This is a genomic window from Citrobacter sp. Cy070, assembly GCF_030332245.1.
In the GTDB taxonomy this organism is placed as follows: Bacteria; Pseudomonadota; Gammaproteobacteria; order Enterobacterales; family Enterobacteriaceae; genus Citrobacter; species Citrobacter youngae.
This window is the reverse complement of the sequence record NZ_JAOWIG010000075.1, coordinates 74,853-86,418: the sequence shown is the minus strand read 5'-3', so window position 1 is coordinate 86,418 and position 11,566 is coordinate 74,853. Positions and strand designations below refer to the sequence as shown.

The window sequence follows — 11,566 nt, the reverse complement described above, 5'->3', positions numbered from 1 at the left end:
AGGGGTTTGTAAAGAATACCACAATGTTGGTATGTGTGTTCCAATATGGTTAAAAGAAAGTGAATAAAATCCATCAAGAAGAAGTCAAAAATGTGATGAATTGTGCAGGATCGCGTCAGTTGACTCTCTGGAAACGCGAGGATTTGCAACATCCTCAGCCAGATGAGGTCGCTGAAGAAGTGCCGGTTGCGCTGGTTTACAACGGGATTTCGCACGTGGTGATGATGGCGTCACCGAAAGATCTTGAGCACTTTGCGCTGGGCTTTTCACTTTCTGAAGGCATTATTGAGCGCCCGCAGGATATCTACGCCATGGAAGTGGTTCCTTCCTGTAACGGATTAGAAGTGCAGGTTGAGCTGTCCAGTCGTCGATTTATGGGGCTGAAGGAGCGACGTCGTGCACTGGCCGGTCGTACCGGTTGTGGCGTTTGCGGCGTTGAACAACTCAATGACATTGGCAAGCCGGTCCAGCCTCTGCCGTTTACCCAGACATTCGATCTGGCACATCTCGATAACGCCTTAAGGCATCTCCCTGATTTCCAGCCCGTGGGGCAACTGACAGGCTGCACGCACGCGGCTGCCTGGGTACAGCCGTCAGGCCATCTGGCGGGTGGACATGAAGATGTCGGGCGTCATGTGGCGCTGGATAAACTGCTGGGACGACGTGCTATCGAAGGGGAAGCCTGGCGGGCGGGCGCAGTATTAGTCTCCAGCCGCGCCAGCTACGAGATGGTGCAAAAGTCGGCGATGTGTGGCGTGGAGATCCTGTTTGCTGTCTCAGCCGCGACAACGCTTGCCGTAGAAGTTGCCGAACGTTGTAACCTGACGCTGGTGGGTTTTTGCAAACCGGGCAGGGCGACGATCTACACCCATCCGCAGCGGTTGATCGCTGAGTAATAAGTGTTCAGTTAATTTGAATAAGATAGGCAAATCCTTCCGCTTTTAGTTGCGTGATATGAAGGCTACTATTTATCACATCAAGGCACGTTGCCTTACTCAAACAACTAAGTGAAAGGGTTTATATCATGAAAAGCATCAAAACTTTTGTCGCAGTTATCGCTCTGGCTACGTCTTTCGGTTCTTTCGCTGCTCAGACAGTTACCGCAACCGGTTCTACGCTGGAAAGCGCTGAAGCAAAAATTGCCGCTCAGGCTGAACGCGCAGGTGCCAGCGATTACAAAATCACTCAGGCATACACCGGTAACCGCGTGCACATGACTGCTGAACTGCTGAAATAAGAGACCTTAGTATTGTCGAAAGAGCGCCCTTGGGGCGCTTTTTTAGTTTATACCCGCCATTCTCAGCAGTGCGGTTACCACTGCTGCAGCGATAATCACCACAATCAATGGCGTCTTACGCCAGGCGAGAAACACCGCAAAAGCCACGCCCAGCACGCGCGCCATGCCGGCAAAGTGTTCGCCTTCGTAAAAGGTGGTTGCCAGCGCAACGGAAAACAGTAGCACCGTTGCAGCATCAGAAAGCAACGCCTGTGAACGTTCAGAAAAGGCTAAACGGCCTCCCAGTTTTGCTCCTCCTAAACGCATTAAATAGGTTCCCAGAGATAACACGGCGATACCGACGATAAACAGCGTCATGTTGCCCATTATTTTTTCCTCGTCAGTAAGCCAAACAGTGAAAGCAGTACCGGCAAGCCTACCGGTGCGAAAGGTACGGAAGCGAGTGACAATGCGGCCCCGCTACAGGCACGGATGAGCGTGGTGCGGTTTTTAAAAGCCGGAACCACTAAGGCCAACAAAATGGCAGGGAAAACGGCATCCAGACCAATGGTTTCAGGTGCCGGGAGCAGCTTGCCGACACCGGCGCCGATCAGTGTGCCAATCGGCCAGAAAATGGCGACGCCCAGACCGCATAACCAGTAGGCGGCTTTACGTTGTTCCGGTGTTTTCTGCGACAGGCCGAACACCACGCTTTCATCGTTCATGATATGACAGCCTAGAAAGCTGGCGGCGCGAATGCCGACCAGATCGCGTACCGTCACGCCAAACGGTACATGTCGGGCATTCACCAGTAACCCGGCCGCCGCTGCCGCTAACGGATTTCCGCCGCTGGCGATAATACCGATAAACATAAATTCAGAAGCTCCGGCCAGTACTGTAATCGAGAGTACAAAGGGCACCCAAATCGGGAAGCCGTAAGCCATTGCCAGCGAACCGTAGGACATGCCTACCACGCCGACGGCCAGGCACACTAAAAATATCGCTTTAATCGTGTCGTCTTTGAGGCTGGAAAAATAATGTTTCATACCGTTTTAGCCATATCGAACGAGTTTCCATTATAATGAACACAATCAGTTTGATTTACAAGTCGAACGATTCGTTCGATATAAAGAACATGGAGTCGAGAATGACCCAACCCATCAGTATGATCGCGAAAAGTCTGGTGCGTGAACGTCAGCGCACCGGTTTATCGCTGGCAGAAATTGCCCGTCGCGCGGGAATTGCAAAATCGACACTCTCGCAGCTGGAAGCGGGAAATGGTAATCCTAGCCTGGAAACGCTGTGGTCGCTGTGTGTGGCGCTGGATATCCCCTTTGCCCGATTACTGGAACCGCAGGAGCAAAAAACGCAGGTGATTCGCCGTGGCGAAGGGACAAAAGTCGTGGCTGAGCAGGCCCACTATCAGGCTATTTTACTGGCAGCCTGCCCACCGGGCGCGCGGCGGGATATCTATCTGCTGCTGACACAACCGGGCGCAGATCGTATTTCACAACCGCATCCACCGGGATCGGTTGAGCATATTATCGTGACGCAGGGTAAGGCGATGGTGGGGTTGACGGAAGCGCCGGAGGAGTTAGGCGAGGGCGACTATATTTGCTACCCCGCTGACCAGGCGCATATCTTTAAAGCACTGGAGCCTGACACCCAGGCGATTCTGGTTTCTGAGCAGAACTAACTGTTATGTTGCGTTGTGCCGGATGCGGCGCGTTAGCGCCTTATCCGGCCTAGAAGACTACTGCAAATAAAACACTTCTTTTAACTCTGCGCTGACCGGGCTGTTGTCCGGGTTGGCTGGCATTACGTCGCGCATATGCTTCCACCAACGTTGGCAAACGTCGGTGCTGGCAACGGCATTCCAGCGTTCTTCGGACTCAATCTCAACGGTGGCGAACAGCAGATTGCGCTCCTCGTCGAGATAAATCGCGTAGTGATGGGCGCCGTGTTCTTTCAGCACTGCTTCCAGTTCTGGCCAGATGGGGTTATGACGACGCTGGTACTCAACGTGCGCGTCGGCATTCACCTGCATCACAAAGGCCTTGCGGATCATAACGCCTCCAGATACAGCTCGCGGACCTCGTCGCGGCTGGCGGTGCGCGGGTTGCACGGCGCACACGGATCGGCCAACGCTTTATCCAGCCAGCCTTCAATATCTTCTTTCGTCACGCCAAGCGAACTAAAGCCCGCAGGAATACCGACACGCTTGCTGAGTGCACGAATCGCGTTGATGGCCTCCATACTTGCCGCTTCATCGCTCATGTCACGGGTATCGACGCCCATCGCTTGCGCCACGCGGGCAAAGCGCGCCACGGCGTTCGGGCGGTTAAAGTTTTCGATTACCGGCAGCAGGATGGCGTTGCAGACTCCGTGTGGCAGATTATGGGTTGCGCCCGGCTGGTGCGCCAGCGCATGCACCAGACCGAGACCAGCGCTGTTAAATGCCATCCCCGCCAGATACTGACCAAACGCCATTTGTTCACGGGCGTCGAGGTTATGACCGTCGTCGACCGCTTTCGGTAGCCACAGGTTGATCAGGCGAATCGCTTCCAGCGCGTTAGCGTCGGTGAGCGGATGCGCGCCAACGGAAACATAGGCTTCTACCGCATGGGTCAGGGCGTCCATGCCGGTTGCGGCGGTGACGGATGCCGGAATTTCCAGCATGACGCTGGCATCATCCACGGCGATATCCGGGATGATATTCGGGTCGATGATCACCTCTTTAACCTTGCGAGCTGAGTCGATAATGACCGCATTACTGGTCATCTCTGCTGCCGTTCCGGCGGTGGTATTGATGGCGACCAGCGGTACGCCAGCATTTTTTACCTTGCCTACGCCGGAATAGGCGGTAGAAGGGCCGGGGTTGGCGGTCAGGATCTTCACCGCTTTAGCGGTATCGATCGGGCTACCGCCACCGAAGGCAATAATGTAGTGACATTCTGCGTCCTGATACGCCGCGAAACCTTTCTGCACCAGCTCTTCCGTCGGGTTTGGAAACACCTCATCAAACAGGTGGTAAGACATCTGATGTTCATCCAGCGCCGCAAACAGGCTATCCAACAGGCCCAGTTTTACCAGTTGACCATCGGTGACGATCAGCGCTTTGCCCCATTGCTTATTCGCCACGAGGTTCACCATATCGGCAATCGCGCCGGCGCCATGCAGGCTAATTTTTGGCAGTGCCAACATAAAGCTCATCATTATTCTCCTTACAATGCCAGTGCGCTGGCCAGCGGCGTCACGCCGAAGCGTTTGCCAAGTGCGATCAGCTCTTCACGCGTAATGGTCTGCTTCATACCGCCCATCGAGTAAATCTTGACCAGAACCTCAGCGGACTTCTCTGCGGTATCGATCAAACCGAACGCTTCGTCGAGGGTAGGTCCGCTGCCGAACACGCCGTGGAACGGCCACAGTACCAGCGAGTGTTTCTGCATTTCTTCGGCGGTGGCCTGACCGATTTCATCGGTACCTGGCACCATCCACGGCAGAATACCGACGCCATCCGGGAACACCACCAGACACTCGGTGCTGCCTTCCCACAGTTTGCGGGTCATCAGCGCGGTATTGTTTTCCAGTACGTAGGTCAGGGCGATCAGGTTGGTGGCATGGCAGTGCATGATCACGCGGTCTTTGCCATTGGTGGCTTTAATGCGCTCGCAGTGGGATAGGAAGTGGGCGGGCAGTTCGGAAGTCGGTACGGCTTCGTGGGTCAGACCCCACAGAATGTGATAACCCGCGCCATCGCTATCGATTTTCACCACGCCCAGATTTGCGGCCGGGTCGAGTTGGACGTTGCGGAAAAATTTCCCCGAACCGGTGACGATAAACGGCGTATTCGCCAGCAGCGGCATCGGCTGACTCAGCGCGATATAGCGTGGTTTTTCGTGGAAATCGGCGCTAAATGGCGCAATATCTGCCTCATCCAGACGCAGCGTCAGGTTGCCGCCGTTGCGTTCGTCCCAACCTTTCAGCCAGGCATCGGAAGTGGCTTTAATCATCCCCTGGACGAACCAGGAAGTGGTAATGTTTTGCATGTTCGGTGTTCCCATTTATTGCCCGAACGTTATCGGGTCTTACGTAGGCCGGATAAGCGAAGCGCCATCCGGCAATCGTGTTTCATTTATTGCCGGATGGCGACGCGGGGCGTCTTATCCGGCCTACAAGCCTGGCGTCACAGTTAGCCACGTTTGCTCAAAATCTCTTTTTCATAAGCACGCACGCTGTCCAGCCACTGACTGCCCGCTGGCGTGTCGTGACGCTGGCAATACATCTCCCAGACGGCCTGCCACGGCAGCGATTTTTGCTCTTCCAGCAGAGCCAGGCGTGCGGTGTAGTCGCCGCTGGCTTCAAGCTGACGCAATTGCCCGGTCGGTTCTAACAACGCGCGCAGCAGCGCTTTTTTCATATTGCGGGTGCCGATCACCCACGCGGCGATGCGGTTGATGGAGGCGTCGAAGAAGTCGAGGCCGATGTGTACGCGGTCAAACAGGTTGTGGCGCACGATCTCGCTGGCAATCGCCTGCGTTTCATCATCCAGCAGCACCACGTGATCGCTGTCCCAACGCACCGGACGGCTGACATGCAGCAGCAGGCGTGGCACGTACAGCATGGCGGCGGAGATCTTGTCGGAAATGACTTCCGTCGGATGGAAGTGACCTGCATCCAGGCACAATGCGGTCTGGCGGCTGGTGGCATAACCCATATAGAACTCGTTAGAGCCGACGGTGTAGCTTTCTGCGCCAATACCAAACAGTTTGCTCTCGACGGCATCGATATGGTGCGCCGGGTCGAGTTTCTCGCTGATCACTTCGTCCAGCGCGTCCAGCAGACGCTGGCGCGGCGCTAAACGATCAACGGTGATGTCTTTCATGCCATCCGGGATCCAGATGTTCATCACTGATGGCGTACCCAACTGCTCGCCAAAATACGCCGAGACGCGACGGCTGGCTTTGCAGTGGTCAATCCAGAACTGGCGAATGGTGTCATCGGCGTGGGCCAGCGTGAAACCGTCGGCACTCAGCGGATGTGAGAAGCAGGACGGGTTGAAATCCAGCCCTAGCTGGTTCGCTTTCGCCCACTCAACCCAGTTTTTGAAGTGTTCAGGTTTGATTTGGTCGCGGGCAACTGGCGTATCAGACTCCAGATAGATCGCATGCAAATTCAGACGTTTTGGACCCGGGATCAGGCTCAGCGCCTGCTCCAGATCGGCACGCAGTTCGCTGGCATTACGCGCTTTGCCCGGATAGTTACCGGTTGCCTGAATTCCACCCGTGAGCGAACCTTCCGGGTTTTCGAATCCGGCTACGTCGTCGCCCTGCCAGCAGTGCATGGAGACCGGCAGACGATCGAGCTGGCGTAATGCTTCCTCGACATCAGTACCTACCGCTGCGAAACGCAGTTTTGCCAGTTCCCAGGCTTGTTCAAGTTGAGTGGTCATGCGCAAAGCTCCTTTGTCTGTCGTAATGGTTGAAACTGCGCTTTGTGGCGGGCAATTTCACTTTCAGGATTGGGGATGAAGGTGGTCAGGTCGTAGTTGGCACGCACCACCTGACGGAAATCATCGACGTTGTTAAGCTCGTCCAGCGTCATCAACTGGACGCCAATATTGCCGAGCGTGGAGGCCTCAATAGGCCCGGATATGACGCGAATACCGCAGGCGTCCGCGCAAAGCTGGTTGAGTAATGCGTTCTGGCACCCACCGCCGACGATGTGCAGTTGGTGAAATGCTTCGCCGCGAAGCTCAGCCAGTTCCTGCAGGATATCGGCGTACAGCAACGCCAGACTGTCGAAAATACAGCGCGCCAGTTCGGCGTTTTGCTGAGGAACGGGCTGGCCTGATTCACGACAGGCCGCCTGAATTTCCGCACTCATATCGTCAGGATTGATAAAGCGCTCGTCGTTGGGGTTAATCAGAAACTGGCAGGCTGGCAGCGCCTGGGTTTGAGCGATAAGGGCAGGCAGGTCGGTTATCTGCCGCTCTTTTAACACGCGCTGAAGTAGCCACAGCCCCATGATGTTTTTCAGCACGCGGTAGCGCCCTTCCGCGCCCCCTTCGTTGGTGATGTTCGCCGCCAGTGCCGCATCGTTGGCATATGGGGTTCGGCTTTCAAACCCCATCAGTGACCAGGTACCGGAAGAGAGATAGGCACTATTTTTATCGGCCAGCGGTGATGCAATCACCGCGCTGGCGGTGTCGTGGCTGGCGACGGCAACCACCGGGATTTGATTTTTCTGTGGACAAATCCAGTAACCAATTACGTTCCCCGGATGCGTGGGGCGGCCAAACCACGTTGTGTCGGCACCGCTCCAGGCCAGCAGGGTTTCGTCCCAGTCGTCGGTGTTGATATTGACTAACTGGGTGGTGGTGGCGTTGGTGTATTCCCAGTTCAGTTCGCCGGTCAGGCGATAGCTGAAGTAATCGGGGATCAGCAGGGCATGCGCCACCTGGGGGATGAGTTCCGGTTGCTGCTCGACCAGCGCGCGGAGCTGATACAGGGTATTAAAGGGCAGAAACTGAATGCCGCTACGGTGATAGATGTCACTTTTACCTGGCTGCGTCATGGCCCGCGACATAATGCCGTTCGTGCGGCCATCGCGATAAGAGACTGGCAACCCAACGCGCTGACCGTTTTTATCGATCAGGACATAATCCACGCCCCAGGTATCAATGCCGATGCTGTCGATCCGAATGCCTTGATCGCAGACTTTCTTCAACCCCAGACGAATGTCGTTTTCCAGGCTGTCGATGTCCCAGGTGTCAAAACCGTCTGTTTTTTGCAGACAGTTAACAAAGCGGTGGATTTCACGCAGTGTCAGGGTACGGTGTTTACTGTCGTAACGCGCCAGCATTACGCGTCCACTGGATGCACCGAGATCAACAGCGACACAATGGCGAAGAGTCATAGCGAGGTCCTTCTGAGTTTCATTGCACTCAGTCTAAGAACCCGTGAAATGGCGTACCTTCTTGTTAGTGACAGCGACAATACGCGGCTGGCAGCATGGCAAAGGTGAACGTGATAGCGTTCACAGTTTCTACTAATGGGGACGGTTTCACCTGATGTGACCCCTTCCGCAATTCCCGATCTTTCCCGCTATTTCTTGAAGAATTGACCGTGTTTACGCACTTTGGCGTCAAAAATTTAAGGTGAGGGTGATAACCCTTAATTACTATTCAGCCATGTTCATTTGATCGGGGGGGATGTCATTATGACCGTATTGCATTGCGTGGATTTTTTTCCGACAGGTAAAGCGCCCGTGGCGATTGAGCCCCGGCTTCCTCAGCCTGCCTTTCCAGAACATCATCATGATTTTCATGAAATTGTAGTGGTTGAACATGGTACGGGAATTCATGTGTTCAATGGACAGCCTTATACCATTAGCGGGGGAACGGTGTGTTTTGTCCGCGATCATGACAGACACTTATATGAACATACTGACAACCTGTGTCTGACCAATATTCTGTATCGTTCCCCGGATGCGTTTCAGTTTTTGGCCGGGCTGAATCAGTTGTTACCCCAGGAGCTGAATGGGCAATATCCGTCACACTGGCGGGTGAATCAGAGCGTGTTGCAGCAGGTTCGGCATCTGGTGGGGCAAATGGAAAATCTTGGAGAGGCAATGGATACGCCAACGGCGGCAAATCGTGAGATCTTGTTCATGCAGCTGTTGGTGCTGTTGCGTAAAAGCAGCCTGATGGAAGCGGCAACAGATAATGATGCGCGACTGAACCAACTACTGGCATGGCTGGAGGATAACTTTGCCGACGAAGTGTGCTGGGAAGCTGTAGCCGAGCAGTTTTCGCTCTCTTTACGGACTTTGCACCGCCAGCTTAAACAACAGACCGGGCTGACGCCACAGCGCTATCTCAACCGCCTACGGCTTATCAAAGCCCGCCATTTGCTACGTCACAGTGATGACAGCGTGACGGACATCGCTTATCGTTGTGGGTTCGGTGACAGTAACCATTTTTCGACGCTGTTTCGCCGGGAGTTTAACTGGTCGCCGCGCGATATCCGACAGGGACGCGATGTCATTACTGGAAGCAGCCTCCAGTAACGCGAAAGCTATCAACGTTTTTTGCCGTCCGTTTGCTGATAATCATACCCTTTTATGCCGGATGGCGGCTGTGCCTTGTCCGGCCTACGTGGATGCCTTGTAGACCGGATAAACGTAGCGCATCCGGCAAGCGTTCAGGTTGAGGTGATGTGATGGTGAATCATCTGGTCCTTCTGAAATCAGACTTTTTTGCGAATGACCACCAGGCCGTCGCGGTGGCCGATCGTTACCCACAGGATGTGTTTGCCGAACATACTCATGAGTTTTGCGAGCTGGTGATGGTATGGCGCGGCAATGGCCTGCATGTTCTCAACGATCGCCCGTACCGGATAACCCGCGGCGATCTGTTTTATATCCGTGCCGAAGACAAACACTCCTACACCTCAGTTAACGATCTCGTCCTGCAAAATATCATTTACTGCCCGGAACGGCTGACGCTGAATGTCGGCTGGGAAAGCGCGATCCCAGGATTTAACGGCTCGCCGCGACAGCCCCACTGGCGGCTTGGCAGCGCGGGTATGTCCCAGGCCCGGCAGATAATTAGTCAGCTTGAACATGAGAGTAATCAGCGTGACCCGCTGGCTTTTGAAATGGCCGAGTTGCTGTTTGGGCAACTGGTGACTCATTTCAAACGGCACCGCTATGCCACGGATACGCTGCCAGCGACATCAAGTGAAACGTTGTTGGATAAGCTGATTACCGCGTTGGCCGGGAGTCATGAACATGCCTTTGCGCTGGATAAATTCTGTGAGCAGGAACAGTGCAGTGAGCGAGTTTTGCGTCAGCAGTTTCGCAGCCAGACAGGGATGACCATCAATCAGTATCTCCGCCAGGTACGGGTTTGCCATGCTCAGTATCTGCTTAAGCACAGTAGACTGATGATCAGTGAAATTTCTATGCGCTGCGGCTTTGAAGACAGTAACTACTTTTCGGTGGTATTTACGCGGGAAACCGGGATGACGCCGAGCCAGTGGCGTCATCTCAGCAGCCCGAATGATTAACTGGCCATCCCCAGACCGACAATATTTGCCGCGAGAATAATGACCACGCAGCCGAGGCTCAGTACGCTGACCGGACGGCGGCCCGCGTTTTTCCACTCTTTCAGCACCAGACCAACAATACCGCCGCACAGGACATAGAAGCTCATGTGCAGCATCCAACTAACATAATCATACTGCGCCGGAATGCGAGCGTGGCCCCAGGCGTAGAAGAAGAATTGCAGATACCACATCAGGCCACCGAGCGCGGACAGTAGCACGTTGGTGATGATCAGCGGTTTGGCTAACGAGAAGTCGGCTTTTATCGAAAGATCTTTCACTTTTACCAAACGAATAAAACAGAAGCCCAGGTTGACTAAAGCACCGCCGCCCATGATGACGACATAGCTTGGTAGCGCGACATACAGCGGATCAACGCCCAGCGCGGCAGCTGCATCGTGCATGGGTTTCGCCGCGTTCATCGCAAAGGACATCCCGGCAGAGAAAATGCCGCACATTACCGCCAGCACCAGCCCCTTCTTCAGGTTGAACTCTTCTGCTTTGATGCCCATTTTACGTTCTTTCAACTGTCCTGCGCGGGTCACAATGCCCACGCCAATCAGCGCGACCAATACGCCCAGTAGCGTCATGCGCCCGCCATCGGTGCTGATCAGCACATCAAAGTTACCGTTGATGATAGGGGTCATCAGCGTGCCGACAATCAGGGTAATACCAATCGCAATACCAATCCCCATCGACATGCCGAGATAGCGCATGGTCAGGCCATAGTTGATATTACCGATCCCCCACATCGCGCCAAACAGAAATACCGGTGCCAGCGTGGAGAGGCTAAAAGAACTGAAGTAGGCCCAGAAGTTGGGAAGCAACATGGCGCTAATGGTCCATGGCAGGATAAGCCAGGAGACGACCCCGCCAACCGACCACATTGTTTCCCATGACCAATGTTTAACTTGTTTGAACGGGGCATAGAAACAGGCTGCGCTGGCTGCACCTATCAAATGCCAAAGAATACCCATCGTAATCGCGTTACTCATGACTGAATCCTCGTTATTTTTTATCGTCGGTCATAACCCCTCCGACACAACGAGTTTAAAAATTACGCAGATGATTAACCTTTTGACGATTGCCGCCTTTGTCCTCTTGTTGGCAATCATCACGTTAACTGGGTGATTTGGCTCACATCTTCAGTAATGGTGATGAATAATTAAGACCCTGTAAAAAGTACGGCATTGATAATCATTTTCAATATCATTTAATTAACTATAATGACCCAACTGCTTAC

The 11,566-nt window shown here is 54.1% G+C and carries 13 protein-coding genes; 5 read left to right on the top strand and 8 right to left on the bottom strand.

Annotated elements, in window-relative coordinates; translation table 11 throughout:
- Positions 1–95 precede the first annotated feature (95 nt).
- On the top strand, positions 96–896 hold the full coding sequence (gene fdhD, locus OGY19_RS15530) for a formate dehydrogenase accessory sulfurtransferase FdhD (protein WP_217438277.1): 801 nt from the start codon (positions 96–98) through the stop codon (positions 894–896).
- Between the two features lie 128 nt (positions 897–1,024).
- Positions 1,025–1,237 (top strand): YdgH/BhsA/McbA family protein, encoded by a 213-nt coding sequence (locus tag OGY19_RS15525; protein WP_003825262.1) that lies wholly within the window; start codon positions 1,025–1,027, stop codon positions 1,235–1,237.
- 42 nt (positions 1,238–1,279) lie between these two features.
- On the opposite strand, the gene OGY19_RS15520 is transcribed toward OGY19_RS15525, so the two are convergent.
- Both OGY19_RS15520 and OGY19_RS15515 read right to left on the bottom strand, forming a co-directional pair.
- Positions 1,280–1,603, bottom strand: a complete 324-nt coding sequence (locus OGY19_RS15520; RefSeq protein ID WP_061066958.1) for an AzlD domain-containing protein — start codon at positions 1,601–1,603, stop codon at positions 1,280–1,282.
- Positions 1,603–2,262, bottom strand: a complete 660-nt coding sequence (locus OGY19_RS15515; RefSeq protein ID WP_286596763.1) for an AzlC family ABC transporter permease — start codon at positions 2,260–2,262, stop codon at positions 1,603–1,605. The genes OGY19_RS15520 and OGY19_RS15515 overlap by 1 nt, the downstream gene beginning before the upstream one ends.
- A 101-nt stretch (positions 2,263–2,363) precedes the next feature.
- On the opposite strand from OGY19_RS15515, the gene OGY19_RS15510 reads away from it, so the two are divergent.
- Positions 2,364–2,912: a helix-turn-helix domain-containing protein gene (locus OGY19_RS15510; protein ID WP_003028726.1), complete on the top strand. Its 549-nt coding sequence runs from the start codon at positions 2,364–2,366 to the stop codon at positions 2,910–2,912.
- A gap of 57 nt (positions 2,913–2,969) precedes the next feature.
- Here OGY19_RS15510 and rhaM read toward each other — a convergent pair whose 3' ends face one another.
- The 5 genes from rhaM to rhaB all read right to left on the bottom strand — a co-directional run bounded on the left by rhaM (position 2,970) and on the right by rhaB (position 8,134).
- Positions 2,970–3,284, bottom strand: coding sequence for an L-rhamnose mutarotase (gene rhaM / locus OGY19_RS15505; protein WP_115601206.1), 315 nt, complete (start codon positions 3,282–3,284; stop codon positions 2,970–2,972).
- Positions 3,281–4,429, bottom strand: coding sequence for a lactaldehyde reductase (fucO, locus tag OGY19_RS15500; RefSeq protein WP_061066960.1), 1,149 nt, complete (start codon positions 4,427–4,429; stop codon positions 3,281–3,283). The genes rhaM and fucO overlap by 4 nt, the downstream gene beginning before the upstream one ends.
- A gap of 11 nt (positions 4,430–4,440) precedes the next feature.
- Entirely contained in the window at positions 4,441–5,265 is an 825-nt protein-coding gene (rhaD, locus tag OGY19_RS15495; RefSeq protein ID WP_086523527.1) for a rhamnulose-1-phosphate aldolase, read from the bottom strand.
- Between the two features lie 143 nt (positions 5,266–5,408).
- Positions 5,409–6,668, bottom strand: a complete 1,260-nt coding sequence (gene rhaA, locus OGY19_RS15490) for an L-rhamnose isomerase (RefSeq protein WP_115601205.1) — start codon at positions 6,666–6,668, stop codon at positions 5,409–5,411.
- Positions 6,665–8,134, bottom strand: coding sequence for a rhamnulokinase (rhaB, locus tag OGY19_RS15485; RefSeq protein WP_115601204.1), 1,470 nt, complete (start codon positions 8,132–8,134; stop codon positions 6,665–6,667). The genes rhaA and rhaB overlap by 4 nt, the downstream gene beginning before the upstream one ends.
- A 303-nt stretch (positions 8,135–8,437) precedes the next feature.
- Here rhaB and rhaS point away from each other — a divergent pair, with 303 nt between their 5' ends.
- The gene (gene rhaS / locus OGY19_RS15480; protein ID WP_048214016.1) at positions 8,438–9,286 is read left to right on the top strand and encodes an HTH-type transcriptional activator RhaS; all 849 of its coding nucleotides are present in this window, start codon (positions 8,438–8,440) and stop codon (positions 9,284–9,286) included.
- Positions 9,287–9,438: 152 nt separating this feature from the next.
- Positions 9,439–10,287, top strand: a complete 849-nt coding sequence (gene rhaR, locus OGY19_RS15475) for an HTH-type transcriptional activator RhaR (protein ID WP_048214015.1) — start codon at positions 9,439–9,441, stop codon at positions 10,285–10,287.
- On the opposite strand, the gene rhaT is transcribed toward rhaR, so the two are convergent.
- Positions 10,284–11,318, bottom strand: coding sequence for an L-rhamnose/proton symporter RhaT (gene rhaT, locus OGY19_RS15470; protein ID WP_115601203.1), 1,035 nt, complete (start codon positions 11,316–11,318; stop codon positions 10,284–10,286). The two genes, rhaR and rhaT, sit on opposite strands and share 4 nt — an antisense overlap.
- Positions 11,319–11,566 lie beyond the last annotated feature (248 nt).

Bases quoted from the DNA above. Each gene is read 5' to 3' on its own strand.
- fdhD (WP_217438277.1), top strand. From the start codon at position 96: ATGAATTGTGCAGGATCGCGTCAGTTGACTCTCTGGAAACGCGAGGAT.
- rhaT (WP_115601203.1), bottom strand. From the start codon at position 11,318: ATGAGTAACGCGATTACGATGGGTATTCTTTGGCATTTGATAGGTGCA.
- OGY19_RS15525 (WP_003825262.1), top strand. From the start codon at position 1,025: ATGAAAAGCATCAAAACTTTTGTCGCAGTTATCGCTCTGGCTACGTCT.
- OGY19_RS15510 (WP_003028726.1), top strand. From the start codon at position 2,364: ATGACCCAACCCATCAGTATGATCGCGAAAAGTCTGGTGCGTGAACGT.
- rhaA (WP_115601205.1), bottom strand. From the start codon at position 6,668: ATGACCACTCAACTTGAACAAGCCTGGGAACTGGCAAAACTGCGTTTC.
- rhaS (WP_048214016.1), top strand. From the start codon at position 8,438: ATGACCGTATTGCATTGCGTGGATTTTTTTCCGACAGGTAAAGCGCCC.
- OGY19_RS15520 (WP_061066958.1), bottom strand. From the start codon at position 1,603: ATGGGCAACATGACGCTGTTTATCGTCGGTATCGCCGTGTTATCTCTG.
- rhaR (WP_048214015.1), top strand. From the start codon at position 9,439: ATGGTGAATCATCTGGTCCTTCTGAAATCAGACTTTTTTGCGAATGAC.
- rhaB (WP_115601204.1), bottom strand. From the start codon at position 8,134: ATGACTCTTCGCCATTGTGTCGCTGTTGATCTCGGTGCATCCAGTGGA.
- rhaD (WP_086523527.1), bottom strand. From the start codon at position 5,265: ATGCAAAACATTACCACTTCCTGGTTCGTCCAGGGGATGATTAAAGCC.
- rhaM (WP_115601206.1), bottom strand. From the start codon at position 3,284: ATGATCCGCAAGGCCTTTGTGATGCAGGTGAATGCCGACGCGCACGTT.
- fucO (WP_061066960.1), bottom strand. From the start codon at position 4,429: ATGAGCTTTATGTTGGCACTGCCAAAAATTAGCCTGCATGGCGCCGGC.
- OGY19_RS15515 (WP_286596763.1), bottom strand. From the start codon at position 2,262: ATGAAACATTATTTTTCCAGCCTCAAAGACGACACGATTAAAGCGATA.